Here is a 19,325-nt window from a genome sequence, read left to right as displayed (position 1 = left end):
ACGCAGGAGGCATGCCACATGAGTGGCGTAACCAAGTCTGTCGATGTAGCAGTGCCGATACGCACCGCCTACAACCAATGGACCCAGTTCGAAGAGTTCCCCCGCTTCATGGAAGGGGTCCAGGAAGTCCGGCAACTCGACGACAACACCACGCACTGGCGCGCCGAGATCGCCGGCGTGAAGCGCGAGTTCGACGCCCGGATCACCGAACAACTCCCCGACGAGCGGGTCGCCTGGACCTCCACAGACGGCACGAAGCAGTCCGGCGTGGTGACCTTCCACCGGCTGGATGCCGACCACACGCGGGTGACCGCGCAGATGGAGTACGAGCCCGACGGCATGCTGGAGAAGGCCGGCGACAAGCTGGGCATGGTCGACCGGCGGGTCGAGGGCGACCTCAAGCGGTTCAAGGAGTTCATCGAAGGCCGCGGCGACGAGACCGGCGGCTGGCGCGGCGAAGTGGCCCGCCCGATGCCCTGATTGACCCTCTGATCGAATGGGGAGCCCGCGCGCGCGGGCTCCCCATTCCTATGTGCGCTTCGCGAACGCCGGGTCGAAGCCGAACGGCAACTCGAGGCGGTGGCCGCGCATCAGGTCGGCGTCGGAGAGCAGGTCGCCGGTCTTGCCGTCGGCCACGATCCGGCCGCCGTCGAGGATCACCGCGCGGGGGCACAGCTCGAGCGCGTAGGGCAGGTCGTGGGTCACCATCAGCACCGTGACCGGCAGCGAGCGCAGGATGTCGGCCAGCTCGCGGCGGCTGGCCGGGTCCAGATTGGACGATGGCTCGTCGAGCACCAGGATCTCCGGGCGCATCGCCAGCACGGTGGCCACGGCGACCCGGCGGCGCTGCCCGAACGAGAGGTGATGTGGCACCTGGTCGCGCTGTGCGGTCATGTCGACGGCGGCGAGCGCCTCGTCGACCCGGTCGCGCAGCTCGGCGCCGCGCAACCCGAGGTTGGCCGGGCCGAAGCCGACGTCTTCGGCGACCGTGGGCATGAAGAGCTGGTCGTCGGGGTCCTGGAAGACGATGCCGACCCGGCGGCGGATCTCGGCGAGGCCGGCCCGGTCGGCCGGGTCGACGGTGAGACCGGCGACGTCGACGGCGCCCGACCCCGAGCCGGAGCCGGCGTGCAGGATCCCGTTGAGGTGCAGCACCAGGGTGGTCTTGCCGGCGCCGTTGGGGCCGAGCAGCGCGACGCGTTCGCCCGCGCCGACGGTCAGGTCGACGCCGTGCAGCACCTCCCGCCCGTCGGGATAGGCGAAGTGCAAGCCGGTCACCGTCAACGACGCCGTCATGCGTTCGCCCCGCTTCGCGCGGCGGGGCATGCCCGCAGGCCACTGAGCCGGCTGCGCTCGCTTCGCTCGCGGAGCCGGCTGCGCTCGCTTCGCTCGCTCATGCGAGCACCGCCACGAGGGCGATCGCGCCGGCGGCGATCGGGAGGGTCGCGGAGCGTACCCAATCGGCTTGGGTGGCGGCCGTGCCCTCGGGGCGCGGCAGGCTGCCGGTGTAGCCGCGGGAAACCATGGCCAGGTAGACCCGCTCGCCGCGTTCGTAGGAGCGGATGAACAGCGCACCGACGCCCACCGCGAACGCCTTGACCTGCCAGAGGAAGCGGGGGTCGTAGCCGCGGGAGAGGCGCGCGACGCGCATCCGGCGGGCGTCGTCGGCGAGGATGTCGAGGTATCGGAGCATGAAGGTCGCGATCTGGGTGAAGACCTGTGGGCAGTGCAGCCGGTCGAGGCCGACGAGCAGGTCACGGGTGGTCGTGGTGGCGGCAAGCAGGAGCGAGGCGAGCACGCCGAGGGTGCCCTTGGCGAAGATGTTCCAGGCGCCGTGCAGGCCGTCGATCGACAGCGAAAGGCCGAGCCAGTGCACCCGCTCGCCGTGGCCGGCGAACGGGAGCGCGATGGCGAGGAGGATGAACGGCAGCTCGATCATGGCCCGCTTGGCCAGCCAGAGCGGGCGCACCCGGGCGAGGAGCATCACCACCGCGAGAAGCAGGAGGTAGCCGGCGAAGGCCACGAACATCTCGCGCGGGGTGATGACGACGACGATGGTGAACAGCAAGGTCGCGACGATCTTCACCTCGGCCGGCAACCGGTGGATCCGGCTGTCGTGGTCGAGGTGGAGCGGGTGCGCGTGGCCCGCACCCATCAGGTGTTCGCGTTCCTGACGTCGTGCTCGGGCCCGTGCTGGCCGCGGCGCCGCACCAGCCAGAAGACGCCACCGCCGATGCCGAAGGTGACCAGCACGCCGAGGATGCCGGACACGCCGGTCGACAGGTAGGGGTTGTCGATGCCCCTGATGCCGTACCCGGCCAATGGGCTGTCCTTCAGCTGGTGGTCCTGCTCCTGCTGGGCCATGCAGGTGCCGCCGGTGATGTGGTCGTTGGCGTCGAAGGTGCAGCCCTTGCGAGCGGCCGCGTCGAGGCCGTCGGGGCTCGACGACGCGAAGCTCGACACCACTCCGGCGAGCAGCGCGGCGACCAGCAGGCCACCGGCGAGAAACCAGCCGAGTCGCTTGGTCACGCGACACCTCCGGCGATGTTGGCGGGCGCGACGGTGGGCCGCGGGGTGGTGGCGCGGAAGCGGCGCAGCGCGTACACCAGATCGGGCCGGACCCGGGCGACCGTCGCGACGGTGACCGCCGCGATCAGGCCCTCGCCGATGCCGATCAGGACGTGCGCGCCGGCCATCGTGCCGGCGATCGTAGTCAGCGACAGCGGCGTGGTGCCGCCCAGCCAGTATTCGAAGACGAAGCCCTGCGAGGCGACGACCACGCTGACCACCGAGCCGATGAACGCCGTGATCGCGACGCCGCGCGGCGTCTTGTGCAGCACCCGCAGCAGCGCCGCGACCAGCAGGTAGCCGGCCGCGGTGCCGATCAGCGCCATGTTGGTGATGTTGAGGCCCAGCGCGGTCAGGCCGCCGTCGGCGAACAGCAGGCACTGGATGATCAGCACCGTCGAGACGCAGAGGGCGCCGACCCACGGGCCGACCAGCACCACGGCGAGCGTGCCGCCGAGCAGGTGACCGGAGACGCCCGGCAACACCTGGAAGTTGAGCATCTGCACCGCGAAGATGAACGCCGCGACGAGGCCGGCCATCGGGGCCAACCGGTCGTCGAGGTCGGCACGGCCGCGCCACACACAGATCGCCAGCGCCGCACCCGCGATGACGGCGAAGACCGCCGACACCTGCGCGTTCACGATGCCGTTGGCGATGTGCATCGCCACACCGTTCATGGATCCTCCCCCCACGGAGGCCGCCACCGCCGGTCGTGGCGGCGCGGTCGCCGGTAGCATATTGCTCTGGTCCGGTAGTTGCATAGTGTTGGCAACAAGCCCCGGCCGAGGTAGTCCACCACGCGCGCCCGACCAAGGTCAACACGGCCGCGGGACGGTTGGATCATCCGAAATCCGCTGTTCACACGCCCGTTCCCGCAGCGTTCGGCGGTGCAGGTGCTTCTCGTCGACCCCTTGTCGTGCCACGCCGGGGCCCCCGTTCCACCGCAACGATGCCCGTCGATCACGGTAAGTGGGCGCGGCAACACACGCGGCTGCGATGATCGTCGCGATGGAACTCGTCACGTCCCGGCTGCTGCTCCGGGAACTCACGTCACCCGACCGCGACGCGGTGCACGGGTATGCCAGCGACACCGACGTCACGCGGTTCATGGATTGGGGCCCGAACAGTGCCGCGGACACGGCCGCTTTCCTGGCCGACGTGCTGCGCGAGGCGGCCGCGGTGCCGCGCCTGGCCTACACGCTGGCCATCGTCGTGCGTGCGAGCGGCGAGTTGGTCGGCGCGGTGCATCTCGCGGTGACCAGCGGCGCGCACCGCCGTGGCGAGATGGGCTATGTGCTGGCCGCGGCCGAGTGGGGAAAGGGCTATGCCACCGAGGCGGCGGCGGCCATCCTGCGCTTCGGGTTCGACGAGGTCGGCCTGCACAAGGTCGTCGCGACCTGCGATCCCGACAACGTCGCCTCCGCCCGCGTCCTCAGGAAAATCGGCATGCGGCGCGAGGGTCACCTGCGCGACCACCTGCTGATCCGCGGGCAATGGCGCGACCGGCTGACCTTCGCCGCCCTCGCACCACACGCCTGACCCGGCGGCTACGTCCTTTCGAGATGTTCCGGAAGTTTCTCGGGCCGCGGGCGCCGTTGGATGTATTGAAGTGCGCCGCTGTACGGCATTGACGTAGGACGCTGTTACTCGTAGCGTGTGGGAAATCTTCCGGAAGAGTTTCGATATGTATCGGGCTCTTCTCGAACCAAGCCGGCCTCTGCCGGGGCCGCCACCACGTGCGGCCCGGGTCGATGGCTGCTGTCCGGAAACGGCGGAACGAGGAGGTGTCGGTGCAACCGTTGCACGAGCTGCCGGCGGTGGCGGACGGCCCGAAACCGCCGGCAGAGCCAAAGCCGGCGCCACGGATCAGGCGGGACCGCTTTCTGCTGCTCGCCATGCTCCCCGGCCTGGCGCTGCTGCTGACCTTCCACTACCTGCCACTGCTCGGCAACATCATCGCCTTCAAGGACTTCCAGCCCTACCTCGGCCTGGTCGACAGCCCGTGGATCGGCCTCGACAACTTCCGGGTCATCGTCGAGGGCGACCCGGTCTTCCTCAAGGCCTTGACCAACACCCTGCTGATCATGCTGCTCCAGATCGGCATCGTCTTCACGCTGCCGATCGCGCTCGCCCTGCTGCTCGACAGCCTGCTGTCGGAACGACTCAAGCGGGTTGTGCAGACGATTCTCTACCTGCCGCATTTCCTGTCCTGGGTGATCGTCATCTCGATCTTCAACGAACTGCTCGGCGGCAGCGGGCCGATCAACACGTTCCTGCGCCGGCATGACCTCGGGACCATCGACATCATCGGCAACTCGGCCGTCTTCAAGGAGCTGATCACCGGGCAGGTGCTCTGGAAAGAGGCCGGCTGGGCGATGATCCTGTTCCTCGCCGCACTGTCCCGGATCGACCCGGAGCTCTACGAGGCGTCGGCGGTCGACGGTGCCGGCCGGTTGCGGCAGATGTGGCACGTCACCCTGCCGGGCCTGCGCAGTGTCATCGTGCTGCTGCTGATCCTGCGGCTCGGCGACGCGCTCACCGTCGGCTTCGAGCAGATCCTGCTGCAACAACAGGCCGTCGGCGTCGACGCCAGCGAGGTGCTCGACACCTACGTCTACAACAACGGCATCGTGCAGAGCGACTGGGGCGTCAGCGCCGCCGTCGGTCTGGTCAAGGGGCTGGTCGGGGTCGCGCTGGTGCTCGGCGCCAACCGCCTCGCGCACGCCTTCGGCGAAGCCGGCCTCTACCGCCGGGAGGCCCGATGAGAGGCAACACCCCAACCGGGGCCATCCGCGCTTTCAAGGGCGTTCTGCTCACCGTCTGCTGCGCGCTGGTCGTCGTGCCGTTCGTCGGGATCGTCTCGACCAGCCTCGCCACCCGCGAACAGATCGTCCGGTCCGGCGGCTTCGTCATCATCCCCGACGAGGTCACCTTCTCCGCCTACCGTGCGCTGTTCACCGGCGGCGTCGTCCCCCGCGCCGTCGGGGTCAGCGTGTTCATCACGCTGGTCGGCACCGCGCTGAGCCTCGCGAGCACAACCCTGCTGGCGTACGGCCTGAGCCGCCCCGCCACCCGCGCGCACCGCCCCGTGCTCATGCTCGTCGTCGGCGCGCTGCTGTTCACCCCGGGCATCATCCCGGGCTATCTCACCGTCGACCTGCTCGGCCTGATCGACTCCTACTGGGCGGTGATCCTGCCGGTCGTGGTGAGCGCCTTCAACGTGGTGATCCTGCGGGCGTTCTTCATGGAGATCCCGGCCGAGCTGGTGGAGAGCGCCCGCATCGACGGCGCCTCCGACCGGCAGATCTTCGGCCGGATCGTGCTTCCGCTCTCCAAGGCCGTGCTCAGCGTGATCGGCCTGTTCTACGCGGTCGGCTACTGGAACGCCTTCTTCGGGGCGCTTCTCTACCTCAACGACTCCGCCAAGTGGCCGATCCAGCTCGTGCTCCGCACCTATGTGGTCAACCAGCAGCAGCTCGGCGTCGACCAGGTCGGCACCACCGAGCTGCCGCCGCAGGAGGCGCTCCAGATGGCGATCCTCGTCATCTCCATCGTGCCGATCCTGCTCGTCTACCCGTTCATCCAACGCCATTTCAGCAAGGGAGTTCTGGTCGGCGCGGTCAAAGGATGACCGCCCGCTCCGCGCTACCGCCCACGGCAAGGAGATCAGGATGAGCTACCTGCACCAACCCATCAACCGCCGCACCCTGCTGTCGGGTGTCACCGCACTCGCCGCCGGGTCGCTGCTCGCCGGCTGCGGCGACGACAGCGCCGCCCGCAACGACAACAGCAGCAAGGCCAACAAAGACGTCAAGCTCCCGGCGTACCTGCCGTCGACGGTCGTCAAACCCGACCTGCCGCCCGACGCCAACGGGCTGCTGGCCGCGTTCCTGGCCTACCCGAGCCCACCACCGCAGCAGTTCACCGCGCCGCCATTGAAGGGCGGCACGGTCTCGGCGTTCGTGTTGACCGGCTCGCCGGTGCCGCCACCGAAGGGAAACAACCCCTTCTGGCAGGAGCTAGACCGCCGGCTCGGTGTCGACCTCCAGCTGACCATCACGCCCAGCGCCGAGATGGCCACCAAGTTCTCCACCCTGATCACCGGCGACGACCTGCCCGACCTGATCGTGCCGGCGCTCTTCCTGCCCAATGGCGTGCCCGCCGGGATCGGCAACCTGCCGCAGTGGATGGCGACCAAGTGCACAGATCTCACGCCGCACCTGAGCGGCGACGCGATCAAGGAATACCCGAACCTGGCCAACATCCCGTCGGCGGCGTGGCGGCAGTGCGTCTACAACGGCGGCATCTACGGGCTGCCGGTGCACCGCGGCGTCGCCGGCACGCTGATGTTCAAGCGCGACGACCTGATCGCCAAGCTCGGCGTCGACCCCGAGCCGAAGAGCTTCGCCGAGTTCCGCGACTTCTGCCGCAAGGTGACCGACGCGAAGGCCAACCGCTGGGCGATCGTCAACGCCGGCGGGCTGATGCACCTCATCCAGCAGATGGTCGGCGCGCCCAACGGCTGGCGCTGGGAAGGCGGCAAGCTGACCAACGTGGTCGAGACGGAGGAGTTCCGCCAGGCACTGTCCGATGTGGTAGCTCTCTACAAGGACGGCGTCGTACACCCGGACAGCTTTGCCAACAACGCACCCGTGAAGCGCTGGTTCAACGCCGGCGAGGCGCTGCTCACCGCCGACCGCTACACCGCCTGGCCGCAGTTCTACGCGGAGAACATCGCCGGGCCCGATTTCGCGATCAGCGGGATGCGGCCCCCGAAGTATGACGGCGGCGGCTGGGCGCCCACCTGGCAGTCCGGCGCGGGCTCGATCAACAACTTCACCGTGTTCAAGAAGGCCGACGAGGGCCGGATCAAAGACCTGCTGAAGCTCTGCGACTATCTCGCGGCGCCGTTCGGGACGCAGGAGTGGCTGTTCCGCCGCTACGGGCAGGAGGGCACGCACTACACGATGCAGAACGGCGGCCCGGTCTCCACGCAGGCCGGCGCCAGCCAGACCGTGCTGGGCATCCGCTACATCGTCGACGCGCCCGACACCATCTTCATCCCGGGGCGGCCGCAGGCCAGCCAGGCGTCCTACGACTACCAGAAATCGATCATCGACACCTCGGTGCCCGATCCGACGGTGGCCAACGGCCTGTTCTCCGACGAGTGGTCGCGCAAGCAGCCGGTGCTCGGCGGGCTCGTCCTCAACGGGCAGAACGACATCATCGCCGGCCGGCAGCCGCTGAGCCATCTCGACGAGGTGATCAAGAACTGGCGCGCGCAGGGCGGCGACAAGGTCCGCACGGAGTTCACCGAGCAGTTGCAGACGCTCCAATGAACGCACCGGTGCGGGTCGCGCTGGTCGGCACCGGCAATATCGCCCGGATCCACGCCGAGGCCCTGCGGGGCCTCGGCGACCGGGTCGACCTGGTCGCCGGTGTCGACGTCGACGGGGTGCAGGCCCGCTCGTTCTGCCAGACGCACGGGATTCCGCACGCCGGCACCGACCTCGGACGCACGCTGGCGGCGACCCGGCCCGACCTGGTGCACGTCTGCACGCCGCCGGGAGCCCACCTGGACGCGGCCCGCATCGCGCTGGCGCACGGCGCGCACGTGCTGATCGAGAAGCCACCCACGCTGACCCTGCGGCAGTTCACCGAGCTGGAGACCGCGGCCAACCACAGTGGACGGCACGTGGCGACGGTGTTCCAGCACCGGTTCGGCTCGGGCGCGCGCCGGCTGCGGTCGATGTATGAAGCGGGGGTGCTCGGCCGGCCGCTGCTGGCCCTGTGCCACACCACCTGGTTCCGGCCGCAGGAGTATTTCGACGTGCCGTGGCGGGGCCGTTGGGACACCGAAGGCGGCGGTCCCACGATGGGACACGGCATCCACCAGATGGATCTGCTGCTGGCGATCCTCGGCGATTGGACCCAGGTCAGTGCCGTGGCCCGGCGGCAGGCCCGCGACGTCGACACCGAAGACCTGTCGCTGGCCCACGTCACCTTCGCCGACGGCGCGGTGGCCAGCGTGGTCAACAGCGTGTTGTCCCCGCGCGAGGAGAGCTACCTGCGGTTCGACTTCGCGCGGGCCACGATCGAGCTCACCCACCTTTACGGGTACGGCGAGGACGCCTGGCGGGTGACCCCCGCGCCCGGCCACGAGGAGGCGGTGCTCAGTGCCTGGCACGGCGGCGAGCGCGGCGAGCCGAGCGGGCACCGGGCCCAGTTCGCGGCCGTGCTCGACGCGCTCGCGGCCGGCGAACGGCCGCCGGTCACGCTGGCCGAGGCGCGCCGCACGATGCGCCTGGTCGCGGCGATCTACGCGTCGGCGTTCTCCGGGCACCCGGTGGGCCCGGGCGACCTCGGGCCCGGATCGCCGTTCCACGAACGGATGCAGGGCGGCGGACCGCCCTGGCGACTCATACCACGACAGGAGGTCGCGTGAGCGAGGAGCCGGGGCGCCCCGGGTTGGGGTTGACCCACGAGCACGACCGGTCGTTGCGGGTGAGCTGGCGCGACCGGGAGCTGTTCCGCTACGTCTACCGGCCGTGGGACGACCGCCTCGAGTCACCGAAGCCCTACCTGCATCCGATGTGGACGCTCGGCGGGCGGCCGGTCAGCCTTTACCGGCCGCACGACCACGTCTGGCACAAGGGGCTGTCGCTGGCGCTGGCCAACGTCGGCACCGACAACTTCTGGGGCGGGCCGACCTACCTCAACGGGTATGGCGGCTACGCGCAACTGGCCAACAACGGCACGCAGCGGCACGACGGGTTCAGCCGGCTCGACGTGTCTGACCACGACGTCGGCGTGACCGAGGAGCTGACCTGGGTGGCGCAGGACGGGCGGGCGGTGTTCGCCGAGGTGCGCACGCTCGACGTGACCGTGCTGCCCGATGACGAGGCGTGGCGGCTCGACCTCACCACATCCTTGCGCAACACCGGCGACATCGAGGTCGCGATCGGCAGCCCGGAGACCGAGGGTCGGTCCGGGGCCGCCTACAGCGGACTGTTCTGGCGTGGCCCGCGCAGCTTCAGCGGCGGCACGGTCCGGATCCCCGACGCGGAGGGCACCGACGAGCTCAACGGCGCGCGGGCACCGTGGATGGCGTTCACCGGGCGGCACGACGGCGACGGCGAGCGGGCGACGCTGCTGATGGCCGACCGCGACGGGCCGACCGCGTGGTTCGTCCGCAGCGAGGTCTACGCGGTGCTCTGCCCGGCCGCGTTCGCCGAGGTCCGCCGGGTCGGCCCGGGCGAGACCCTGACGCTGCGCTACCGGGTGGTCGTCGCCGACGGCGACCTCGACCACAAGGCCTGCGCCCGGCTGGCGACATGAACCTGTTCCCGGGCGGCACCGGCGTCACCCACCTGACCGTCTACGACTGGGCCGGGCCGGACGGGCTGCCCGGCGGGTCGGCACACGTGCACCTGGTCTGCACCGAGGGCTACGTGGTGCTCGACGGCCGCGGCCGGCTACAGACGCTGGCCGACGACGGCTACGCCGAGACGCCGCTGGAGCCGCTCACCGTCGCCTGGTTCGCGCCGGGCGTGATCCACCGGCTGGTCAACGACGGCGGGCTGCGGATCCTCGTGGTCATGCAGAACGCCGGGCTGCCCGAGGCCGGCGACGCGGTGCTGACCTTCCCGCCGGAGCACCTCACCGACCCGGCGCACTACCGGGCGGCCGCGACGTTGCCGCCCGACGACCCGGCCGGCGGGGCGCGGCGGCGCAAGGACCTCGCGGTCGACGGTTTCCTGCGGTTGCGGGAGCAGGTCGAACGCGACGGCGCCGGCGCGCTGGCCGCGTTCTACGAGCGGGCGACCGCGCTGGTGCACGACGAGTTGCCGGCCTGGCGCGGGCGCTGGGCCCGCGGCCCGGCCGAGGCGGCGGTCGCGACCGGCGAGCAGATCGAGCGGCTCACCGAGGGCGGCTTCCAGCACCTGCACGACGGCCGGCTCACCGTGCTCGGCCCGCCGCCGGAGCGCGGCTACGGGATGTGCGGGCGGCTGGCCACGTACCCCTGACGGCGTTTCCTGCGGCATTTGTCTGGTTAGCAGCAACTACGCTGCGGCTCATGCGACTCGGACGTAGTTTGCTCGCGGTGGTCACGGTCGCCGCGCTGGCCGCCACGCCGGCCTCGGCCGTGGTCGCCCCGCCCGACGCACCGGGCCCGCCGACCGTCACCGGCGCCGACATCCGCTTCGCCCGGCCGCCGCTGGCGCTGCGCTACGGCACGGCCCGCGAGGTTGGCCTGAACCCGCGCTACGTGGACGGGATCCAGGACACCATCGCGTCGTTCCTCGCGCCCTCCCCCGGCGGGCACCCGATGTATCCCGGCGCGGTCGCGCTGGCCGGGCACGACGGCGTGCTCGTCGCGCACGACGCGGTCGGCTTCGCGCTGCGCTACGCCGACGCCGCGGGCAACGACCTGCCGCGTAACCAGTGGATTCCGATGCGCCGGGACACCATCTTCGACGTCGCCTCGATGACCAAGCTCTTCACCGCGATCGCGGCCGTGCAGCTCATCGAGGCCGGCCGGATCCGCCTCGACGCGCCGGTGGTGCGCTACCTGCCGGCGTTCGCCGCCGAGGGCAAGTCCGACATCACCATCCGCAACCTGCTGACCCACACCTCGGGGCTGCCGGCCGACCCGATGCCGTCGCTGTGCACCTACGACACCGACGCGCAGCGCTGGGCCGCCGTGCTCGGCATCAAGCCGATGAGCCCGCCGAACACCACCTTCCTCTACGCCGACACCAACATGATGGTGCTCGGCAAGGTGATCGAGACGGTCACCCGGCAGCGGCTCGACCGGGTCGTCGCGCAGCGGATCACCGGGCCGCTCGCGATGCGGGAGACGATGTTCAACCCGCCGGCCCGCCTCCGGCCGCGGATCGCCGCCGAGGAGTTCGAGCCCGGGCGGGGCCTGGTCTGGGGCAGCGTGCACGACGAGAACGCCTACTGCCTCGGCGGGGTCGCCGGGCATGCCGGTGTCTTCTCGACCGCGCGTGACCTGGCGACGCTCGCGCAGGCCGTGCTCAACGGCGGGGTGTACGGACGTTCCCGGATCCTGTCTTCGGAATCGACGCGCTCGCTGTTCACCAACTACAACCAGGCGTACCCGACGCATGATCATGGTCTTGGTTTCGAGCTCGACCAGCGGCGCTACATGGGCGCGCTCAGCTCGCCGGTGACCGCCGGGCACACCGGCTTCACCGGCACCTCGATCGTGATCGACCCGCTGGCCCACTCCTTCGCGATCCTGCTGACCAACCGGGTGCACCCGACCCGCGAGTGGGGCAACAACAACCCGTCCCGCGCCGCGGTCGGCACCGACCTGGCGATGGCCCTGCCGGTGCGCCCGACCCAGGGCCGCACGGCCTGGTTCGCCGGCACCGCCGACAACACGACCGCGACGCTGACCATCCCGCTGCGGGTGCCGCGCGGCGGGGCCCGGCTCGCGTTCGACCTCTGGTATGACACGGCGGCGACCGACCTGGGTGCGGTCGAGGCGTCGGCGGACGGCGGGCGGACCTGGCAGCGGTTGCCGCTCGGGCTGCGGGCGCCGGGCTATCGCTGGAGCACCGACGGCACGTTCAGCGGCTTCGAGGGCCGCCAGTGGCTGACGGCCAGCGCGGCCGTGCCGGGGGGAACCACCAACCTGCGCTGGCGGGCCACCACCGCCGCCGCGCCGCACGGACGCGGGATCTATGTGGACGGTGTCCGGGTGGGCACCATCTTCGACGACCGCCGGCCGCGCGACGCGGCGCGGTTCCGGGCCGACGGGTGGACGGCCAGCGCGTCGTAACCGCCCCGGGTAGCGTGGCGCGATGACGATCGCTGTCCGGCCCGCCAACGAGGCGAGCCCGGCCGACCTGCGGGCGGTGTTCGGCAGCCGCGGCGACCCGGCCAACTGCCAGTGCCAGTGGTTCAAGGCCCGCGACGTCTGGTCGCTGCCCAAGCAGGAGCGCACCGATCGGCTGCGGTCGCAGACCCACTGCGGCGACGCGACCGCCAAGGAGACCAGCGGCCTGGTGGCGTATCTCGACGGCGAGCCGGCCGGGTGGTGCGCGGTCGAGCCACGGATCGCCTACGAGCGGCTGATCCGGGCCCGGATCCCGTGGACCGGCCGCACCGAGGACAAGGCCGACCCGGGCGTGTGGGCGGTGACCTGCTTCGTGACCCGCACGGGCTACCGGCGGCAGGGCATCAGCCGGGCACTGGCCAAGGCGGCCGTGACGTTCGCCCGTGAGCGCGGCGCGCACGCGGTCGAGGGCTACCCGATCGTCGTCGAGCCGGGCCGGATCGCCGGCGGCGAACTCTTCGTCGGCAGCGCCAGCGTCTTCGAGGAAGCCGGCTTCACCGAGGTCACCCGCCCGACGCCGCGCCGCGCGGTGATGCGGATCGACTTCTGATCCTCGGACCCGACCGATTCAAACCGCCGTTGGACCCAGGTGGGTGCGTTCGCCCTCGTGGTCGAGGATGCAGAGGATCTCGGCCGGGCCGCCGTGCGCGCCGAACGCGTGCGGGACCATCGTCGAGAACTCGGCCGCCTCGTTGGGGCCGACCAGGATCGTCCGCTCGCCCAGGCGCAACTCGATCGTGCCGGAGAGCACCGTGAACCAGTCGCGGCCCGGGTGCACCCGCAGGTCTGCCGGCACCTTGCGGGTGACCCGCATCTTGCTGATGGTCTGGCCCCGGTCGCGCGACAGCAGCCAGGTGGTGATGCCGCGCGCGGCGTCGCGGTGCGGGCGGATCACCACGTCGTCGTCGGCGCCGGACTCGACGAGGTGGTCGAGCGTGGTGCCCAGGGCGCGGGCGATCGCGGTGAGCTGGTCGAGGGCGATCCGCCGGTGGCCGGTCTCGATCCGGCTCAGCGTCGACGGGCTCAGCAGGCACGCGGCGGCCAACTCGTCGAGCGACCAGCCGCGGGCGGCGCGCAGGCTGCGAATCCGCTGCCGGACCGTGTCCTCCAGATCTCCGTCTTGCTTCATACGCAAGATTCTATGCCATTAGCGCAACGGACGGCTACCGTCGGCGCATGGCACACGACCACATGATCGAGATCCTCGACCTCGACGCCGAGGTTCTGCACGACTACCACCGGGACCTGATCGGTTGGGTCGGCCGCGAGGCCGCCGACCGGCCGCGGATCGTCGACCTCGGGGCCGGGAGCGGCACCGGCGCGCTCGCCCTCGCCAGGGAACTTCCCGGGTCCGACGTCGTCGCGGTCGACGTCTCGCCCGACATGCTGGCGCACCTGCGGCACCGGGCCGACGCCGCAGGGGTGGGCGACCGGGTCCGCACCGTCGAGGCCGACCTCGACCAACCCTGGCCCGACTTCGGCCCGATCGACCTGGTCTGGGCCGCGTCGTCGATGCATCACATGGCCGACCCTGGGCAGGCGCTCGCGTCGGCACACGCCGCCCTGCGGCCGGGCGGCCTGCTGGTGATCGCCGAGTTGGACGCGTTCCCCCGCTTCCTGGTCGGCACCGCGGACGAGGGCGTGGAGGAGCGGGCGCACGCGGAAATGGCGCGGTTGCGTGACGAGGCGGGCCTGCACATGCACGAGAACTGGGGCGACCGGATCGCCCACGCCGGATTCGGCGCGGTGACCGAGCGCCGCTTCGAGATCGACCTGCGGCCACCGCTGCCGGCCGCCGCCGCGCGGTATGCCGAACTCTCGCTGCTCCGGGCGCGACACGGGCTCGAGGAGCGGCTGCCGGCCGCCGACCTGGCCGCCCTGGAGAAGGTCGCCGCGGGTCTGGCCAGTCGCGGCGACCTCCGCGTGCGCACCGTGCGGACCGCCTGGTTGGCCCGCCGCTGACGCGAGTAGATACGCGCATCCGCGTATCGCACCGCCCGCCACGGGATCCCCACAGTTATCCGGACCGATCCACCGATCGGCTCGGGGTACGAGGGGGGATGGTGCGTGAAACGCACACGAAAACTGGCGCGGGCGCTGCTGGCGGTCGCACTCACCACGGTCGTGGCGGGTGCCGTGCTGCCGGCGACGCCGGCCGCGGCCAGCTACGGCTCGACCGTCACGGTCACCGCCAACGAGATGCACACGACCGAGTGCCTCGACCGGGTCTGGCTGTTCTTCTGCGACCCGGTCGAGCTGTTCGGCGTCGCGATCATCACGCAGGACGACGGGCAGCAGCAGCGTTGTGAGATGGCGCTGCCGGCGCCCTCCGGCGCGGACATCACCACGCCCAACACGATCTGCACGACGCCCCGGACGGTGACCGGCAACTTCCGGGTCAGCTTCGAGCTGTGGGAGGACGACTCCACCGAGGGCGGCAGCCGGGAACAGGCCGACCTCAATCCGGGCACGGCGAAGGACTGGTCGACGACGAGCCTGCTCGGCGGCCGCGGCGGCACGTCGACCTGGTTGACCAGCGGCGGCCCGTCGCGGGCCGTCTTCTCCGTGGCCGTGACCGGGCGGCCGACGACCATCAACATCAGTTCGCCGAATCCGATCGGTCTCGTCCGCGAGTTCGACCCGCGGCTCGGCGAGACGATCCCGATCACCGGATCGCTGTCGGTGCCGTCGACGCTGCGGTTCACCATCACCGCGCAGGCGACCGGAGCCGGGTTCGTGCTCTGGGAGGCGCCGTTCTACGGCGGCATCTTCAACATCTCCTGGGACGGCCGGTTGCCGGGCGGGACGTTCGCGGCGGTCGGCACCTACACCATCACGGTGGCCGACCCGCTCGACGCGGCGTCCACCAAGACGACCCAGGTCAAGGTGATCCAGCGGGTCGGGTTGGTGTTCACCGGCATGACCACCCAACCGACGTCGAACTGGCAGTATCGCAGCGGCCCGATCGTGGTCAGCGCCGTCGCGTCGGCCGCCGGCACGTTCCGGATGGTCGTGCAGCGCGCGGGCGCGGAGGTCTTCCGCACCGCCGACGTGCACCGCGGCGCAGGCCCGATCGCGTTCTCCTGGAGCGGCCGGCACGCCGACGGAAGCTGGGCCACCCCGGGTTCCTACGCCTACTACCTCCAGGGCACCGCCGACGACGGGCGGACGTTCCCAGCCGCCAACCTCGTCATCAGCGCGACCAACCCGCCGCCCGGTCTGGAGGTCTACGCGCTGGCCGAGCCCGGCGTGCCGGCGGTCAACCCGCAAGCTGTCCCCGGCACCGGGATCCGCGCCAAGGTGGTGGCGGCCGACCACACCGCCCGGCCGGCGGCCCGGATCACCATCGAGATGAGCCCGGCCGGCTGGATCGGACGTCCGGTCACCCTTGCCCCTCGGGTGGTGCGGACGTGCGTGCAGGCCGACGAGTGCCAGGCCACGATCCCGGCCGACATCATCGCCGGTGAGGCGGTGGCCTACCGGATCACCGCGAGCGAGGCCGAGGGCGTGCCGGACATGGCGACCGCGACGGCCGACTGGCGGATCACCGACCTCAACCCCCCGAAGCCGTCACAGGGCCCCGAGGTCACCCTGGTGCCGTTGTGGCGGGCCAGCGTGCCGGCCACGGTCAACAAGAGCGGACTGGTCAACACCCGGGCGCTGAACGAGACCCTGGACGTGGCGTACGCGCCCGGCACCGGCTACGACACCTCGACCACCAACGGCGCCCGGCAGTTCGGCAACGCCGTCGACGACAACGCGTGGCAGTTGCTCGGCGTACGCGGGCAGATCAACCCGAGTTCGATCGCCACACACTGGTCGCAGGTCGGCATCTGGGTGCAGAACGTGCCGGTCGAGGTGAAGGTCAGCCCCAACGGCGACGCCCTGTGCGAGCGCGGACCGTTCGGCCCGGTGAGCTTCGCCGAGGCCAACGGCATCCTGCACACCGTCAACTGCCGCGACAACGCCTCCGGCAACATCTTCACCGCCGACTCGCCGACCGTCGGGTGGCACGAGTTCCATCACGACGCCTACCACGAGGGCGACGAATACTGCTGCGACGGCGGCTACTGGTATGGGGCGGGGATCAACGACTACGGCTCGCTCACCGACTGCCAGCGCAACGGCTCCGTCGCCAGCACCTGCAACGAGATCACCAATGGCACCACGCGGACCGGTTGGTGGCGCAGCGACGGGCCGATGTCCGACGTGATGATCGACAACACCGTCGAGCGCGCCGACGACCTGCGGGCGGCCGAGGCGACGTACGCGAAATGTGGGAGGGCACAATGCTGAGCCGACGCGTCCGCCTGCTCGCCGTGGCGGTCCTGGCCCTGCCGGCCATCGCGGCCGGTGCCATCGCGGCGCAGGCCACGCCCACCACGTCGGCGCCGGTCCAGCCGGCACCGACGGTCGACTACACCGACCCGACGAAGGGCGCGCACCTGCGGCTCGGGCTGCGGGTGTCGAAGGGTGGGGTCGCGCCGACCCTGTTGGAGATCGACCGGGGCTTCACCTCGACGCTGCGCGGCTCGACCGGGCCGTTCGAGCTGCGGCTGCGGGACAGCGCCGGTGCCCTGCTCGACACGCTCACCTTCGACGATCCGCTGGCGGTGCGCGCCTACGACAGCAAGCAGAACGTGCACAGCAACCCGCGGGTCGAGGAGGCGGACATCGTCGTGGACCTGCCGCTCATCGACACCACGGTGACGGTCGAGGTGGTCCTCGAGCGCGGCCGGATCGGTGAGGTCGAGGTCGGTTCGTTGATCCAGGCGTGCCAGGGCCGGCCGCTGCCCTGCGCGTTCAGCTAACCCCGCTGGCCGGGCACCTCCACGATGCCGAGTTCGACCGCCTTCATGACGGTGGCGACCGGCCCGGAGGTGCCCAGCTTGCGGTGCACGTTCTCCAGGTGCTTGCGGACCGTGCCGGGCGCGAGGCCCAGCCGGCGCGCGGTGGCCGGCACGGTCAGCCCGTCGGCGATGCCCCGGACGACCTCGACCTCGCGCTCGGTCAACGGCGGGCCGAGCGCGGTCGTGGCCCGCCGGTGCAGCGCGATCAGCGCGGGCTGGAGGCGTTCCAGCAGGTCCATCTCGCGGCCGTCGAACTCGCGGTCGCGGTTGAACTGATAGAAGCGCAGCACCGGCGGCGAGCCCACCACCAGCGCCACGGTGTGCACGCCGATGCCCTGCGGGCGCACGACTTCGCGGTAGACCTCGTGTTGCCGCCACCGCCGCTCCGGCAGCACGTCGGTGACCTGGAGCGGCGGCCCGGGATAGGGGTGCGACCCGCGCACCGTGGCCGCGAACAGCGGGTGCGTGGTGACCCGGTCGTGCATCCGCCGGACCGCCATCCGGTCGACCGGCCGGTCGCTGGCGACGGCCGGCATTCGCAGCGTGGCCAGGTCCAGCTCGGCGTAGGTGGCCAGGTCAGTACCGAGCCGGCCGCCGACGGCCGCGATGGTCGCGTCGACCAGGGGGCGGCCGCGCAACGCGCTGACCTCGGCCGCGACCGCGCGTACCCACGCCTGGTCGGTCGAGGTGTGCAGAAGGGTCACGACCGGACGATAGAAACCCGCCCGGGCATCAACGGTCGTCCATTGGACAGCGGTCGGGTTTGCGTCACAAGATCGCTAGGCCGCGCGGGTCCGGATAGCCGCTCCGTAGAAGACGATCAGAAGCACCGACAGGATCAGCAGGCAGGTGCCCAGGGCGCCGGCCCCGAAGTGGCCCAGCAACAGGCCGATGCCGGCCGGGATGAGCGAGCCGCCGAGGCCCGCGCCGCCGATCTGCATGCCGATCGTGCGGTCGGCGTGCGCCTGACCGACCCGGTCGGCGGTGGTCAGGGTGAGCAGGGGGAAGACCGGCGCCGCGGCGAAGCCGATCACAGCCAGGCCGAAGACGGTGACCGAGGCGTGCAGCGGCAGCGCCACCAACAGGGCGCCGGCCGCCATCCCGAACAGGCTGCCGACCAGGATCTTCTTGGGGTTGATCCGCTCGGACGCCACGCCCTGCACCACCCGGCCGACGAACAGCATGCCCCAGTAGAGCGACACGCAGAGGCCGGCGATCGTGGCGCTGACCCCGCGCCCGTCGGTGAGCAGCAGGAAGGCCCACAGGCCGGCGCCGGCCTCGACCGCGACGTAGACGGCGAACGCCAGCACGCCCAGCCAGACCGCGGGGATGGCCAGGGTGTCGCGGGTGCGCACCTTCTCGACCGTCCTGGTCGCGACCGCGGTGGCCACGGCGTCACCGGCCGAAGCGGGAGCCGGGGTCTCGGCGGCGGCGGCCGGCACCACCGAGCCGTGCCGGACCCAGCGGCGGACCGTCGCGAAGAACGCCAGCGCCAGGCAGGCCTGCGCGGACGCGACCAGGCCGTAGCCCCAGCGCCAACTCAGGCCGCCGCCGATCACCGCGGTCATGATGAGCGGGCCGATCGCCACGCCCAGACCGAAGAAGGCGTGCAGCCAGTTCATGTGCTTGGCGCCGAAGGCACCCGCCGCGTAGGCGTTGAGGCCCGAGTCGATCGCGCCGCCACCGAAGCCGGCGAGAAGGGCGAACGGGACCATCACGGCGTACGCCGGTGAGATCGCGTAGCCGGCCAGGGCGGCGCTGGCCGCGGCGGTGCTGAAGGCCAGCAGCCATCCCACGCCGACCCGGGCGATGGTGAAGCCGGCGGCGATGCTGGAGATGAAATAGCCGGTGGTCGACGCGATCAGCAGCAGGCCGACCGCCGAGGTGGCGACCCCGAAGTCACCCGCGATCGACGGCCACGCGACGCCGAGCAGGCCGTCGGGGAGGCCGAGGCTGATGAACGCGAAATACGCGAGAACCAGCAGGGATGCGCGGATCGGGCGCGCCGAGGGGGACGTCACCGGGCGATGATAGTGATG

At 71.2% G+C, this 19,325-nt stretch carries 20 protein-coding genes; 13 read left to right on the top strand and 7 right to left on the bottom strand.

Annotated features, from left to right (window positions below):
• Positions 1-18 precede the first annotated feature (18 nt).
• Positions 19-480: an SRPBCC family protein gene (locus DFJ67_RS22980; protein WP_116069889.1), complete on the top strand. Its 462-nt coding sequence runs from the start codon at positions 19-21 to the stop codon at positions 478-480.
• Positions 481-528: 48 nt separating this feature from the next.
• Here DFJ67_RS22980 and DFJ67_RS22975 read toward each other — a convergent pair whose 3' ends face one another.
• The 4 genes from DFJ67_RS22975 to DFJ67_RS22960 form a co-directional block, all read right to left on the bottom strand.
• Positions 529-1,296 (bottom strand): energy-coupling factor ABC transporter ATP-binding protein, encoded by a 768-nt coding sequence (locus DFJ67_RS22975; protein WP_116069888.1) that lies wholly within the window; start codon positions 1,294-1,296, stop codon positions 529-531.
• A 97-nt stretch (positions 1,297-1,393) separates the two neighbouring features.
• The gene (cbiQ, locus tag DFJ67_RS22970) at positions 1,394-2,155 is read right to left on the bottom strand and encodes a cobalt ECF transporter T component CbiQ (protein WP_116069887.1); all 762 of its coding nucleotides are present in this window, start codon (positions 2,153-2,155) and stop codon (positions 1,394-1,396) included.
• The gene (locus DFJ67_RS22965) at positions 2,155-2,529 is read right to left on the bottom strand and encodes a PDGLE domain-containing protein (protein ID WP_116069886.1); all 375 of its coding nucleotides are present in this window, start codon (positions 2,527-2,529) and stop codon (positions 2,155-2,157) included. Before DFJ67_RS22965 ends, cbiQ begins: the two co-directional genes overlap by 1 nt.
• On the bottom strand, positions 2,526-3,245 hold the full coding sequence (locus DFJ67_RS22960; protein ID WP_116069885.1) for an energy-coupling factor ABC transporter permease: 720 nt from the start codon (positions 3,243-3,245) through the stop codon (positions 2,526-2,528). The genes DFJ67_RS22965 and DFJ67_RS22960 overlap by 4 nt, the downstream gene beginning before the upstream one ends.
• A 331-nt stretch (positions 3,246-3,576) precedes the next feature.
• Here DFJ67_RS22960 and DFJ67_RS22955 point away from each other — a divergent pair, with 331 nt between their 5' ends.
• From DFJ67_RS22955 to DFJ67_RS22915, 9 genes are all read left to right on the top strand, one after another.
• Positions 3,577-4,107 carry a GNAT family N-acetyltransferase gene (locus DFJ67_RS22955; protein ID WP_116076569.1) on the top strand — a complete coding sequence of 177 codons (531 nt, stop codon included), beginning with the start codon at positions 3,577-3,579 and terminating at the stop codon, positions 4,105-4,107.
• Positions 4,108-4,358: 251 nt separating this feature from the next.
• Positions 4,359-5,333 (top strand): ABC transporter permease, encoded by a 975-nt coding sequence (locus DFJ67_RS22950; protein WP_239097381.1) that lies wholly within the window; start codon positions 4,359-4,361, stop codon positions 5,331-5,333.
• Positions 5,330-6,199 carry a carbohydrate ABC transporter permease gene (locus tag DFJ67_RS22945; protein ID WP_116069884.1) on the top strand — a complete coding sequence of 290 codons (870 nt, stop codon included), beginning with the start codon at positions 5,330-5,332 and terminating at the stop codon, positions 6,197-6,199. Before DFJ67_RS22950 ends, DFJ67_RS22945 begins: the two co-directional genes overlap by 4 nt.
• A 40-nt stretch (positions 6,200-6,239) precedes the next feature.
• Entirely contained in the window at positions 6,240-7,907 is a 1,668-nt protein-coding gene (locus DFJ67_RS22940; RefSeq protein ID WP_116069883.1) for an extracellular solute-binding protein, read from the top strand.
• Positions 7,904-9,013 carry a Gfo/Idh/MocA family protein gene (locus tag DFJ67_RS22935; RefSeq protein ID WP_116069882.1) on the top strand — a complete coding sequence of 370 codons (1,110 nt, stop codon included), beginning with the start codon at positions 7,904-7,906 and terminating at the stop codon, positions 9,011-9,013. The genes DFJ67_RS22940 and DFJ67_RS22935 overlap by 4 nt, the downstream gene beginning before the upstream one ends.
• Positions 9,010-9,906 (top strand): DUF6807 domain-containing protein, encoded by an 897-nt coding sequence (locus DFJ67_RS22930; protein ID WP_116069881.1) that lies wholly within the window; start codon positions 9,010-9,012, stop codon positions 9,904-9,906. Before DFJ67_RS22935 ends, DFJ67_RS22930 begins: the two co-directional genes overlap by 4 nt.
• On the top strand, positions 9,903-10,595 hold the full coding sequence (locus tag DFJ67_RS22925; protein WP_116069880.1) for a cupin domain-containing protein: 693 nt from the start codon (positions 9,903-9,905) through the stop codon (positions 10,593-10,595). Before DFJ67_RS22930 ends, DFJ67_RS22925 begins: the two co-directional genes overlap by 4 nt.
• Positions 10,596-10,645: 50 nt before the next feature.
• On the top strand, positions 10,646-12,379 hold the full coding sequence (locus tag DFJ67_RS22920; RefSeq protein ID WP_116069879.1) for a serine hydrolase domain-containing protein: 1,734 nt from the start codon (positions 10,646-10,648) through the stop codon (positions 12,377-12,379).
• Positions 12,380-12,401: 22 nt separating this feature from the next.
• Complete coding sequence (locus tag DFJ67_RS22915) at positions 12,402-12,986, top strand: GNAT family N-acetyltransferase (RefSeq protein ID WP_116069878.1); 585 nt, start codon at positions 12,402-12,404, stop codon at positions 12,984-12,986.
• An 18-nt stretch (positions 12,987-13,004) separates the two neighbouring features.
• Here the strand turns inward: DFJ67_RS22915 and DFJ67_RS22910 are convergent, their stop codons facing one another.
• Positions 13,005-13,565: an XRE family transcriptional regulator gene (locus tag DFJ67_RS22910; RefSeq protein ID WP_116069877.1), complete on the bottom strand. Its 561-nt coding sequence runs from the start codon at positions 13,563-13,565 to the stop codon at positions 13,005-13,007.
• 47 nt (positions 13,566-13,612) lie between these two features.
• Between DFJ67_RS22910 and DFJ67_RS22905 the strand changes: the two genes are divergently transcribed.
• The 3 genes from DFJ67_RS22905 (at position 13,613) to DFJ67_RS22895 (ending at position 17,247) form a co-directional block, all read left to right on the top strand.
• Entirely contained in the window at positions 13,613-14,398 is a 786-nt protein-coding gene (locus DFJ67_RS22905; protein WP_116069876.1) for a class I SAM-dependent methyltransferase, read from the top strand.
• A 105-nt stretch (positions 14,399-14,503) separates the two neighbouring features.
• Positions 14,504-16,732 carry a hypothetical protein gene (locus DFJ67_RS22900; RefSeq protein ID WP_116069875.1) on the top strand — a complete coding sequence of 743 codons (2,229 nt, stop codon included), beginning with the start codon at positions 14,504-14,506 and terminating at the stop codon, positions 16,730-16,732.
• Positions 16,726-17,247: a hypothetical protein gene (locus DFJ67_RS22895; protein WP_116069874.1), complete on the top strand. Its 522-nt coding sequence runs from the start codon at positions 16,726-16,728 to the stop codon at positions 17,245-17,247. The genes DFJ67_RS22900 and DFJ67_RS22895 overlap by 7 nt, the downstream gene beginning before the upstream one ends.
• On the opposite strand, the gene DFJ67_RS22890 is transcribed toward DFJ67_RS22895, so the two are convergent.
• Positions 17,244-17,990 carry a response regulator transcription factor gene (locus tag DFJ67_RS22890; protein ID WP_116069873.1) on the bottom strand — a complete coding sequence of 249 codons (747 nt, stop codon included), beginning with the start codon at positions 17,988-17,990 and terminating at the stop codon, positions 17,244-17,246. The two genes, DFJ67_RS22895 and DFJ67_RS22890, sit on opposite strands and share 4 nt — an antisense overlap.
• 75 nt (positions 17,991-18,065) lie before the next feature.
• The gene (locus tag DFJ67_RS22885; protein ID WP_116069872.1) at positions 18,066-19,307 is read right to left on the bottom strand and encodes an MFS transporter; all 1,242 of its coding nucleotides are present in this window, start codon (positions 19,305-19,307) and stop codon (positions 18,066-18,068) included.
• Positions 19,308-19,325: the final 18 nt, after the last annotated feature.

Origin of the sequence: Asanoa ferruginea (genome assembly GCF_003387075.1) — a bacterium.
GTDB lineage: Bacteria > Actinomycetota > Actinomycetes > Mycobacteriales > Micromonosporaceae > Asanoa > Asanoa ferruginea.
The sequence above is the reverse complement of the archived record's forward strand: the minus strand, read 5'-3'. Positions and strand labels throughout refer to the sequence as shown.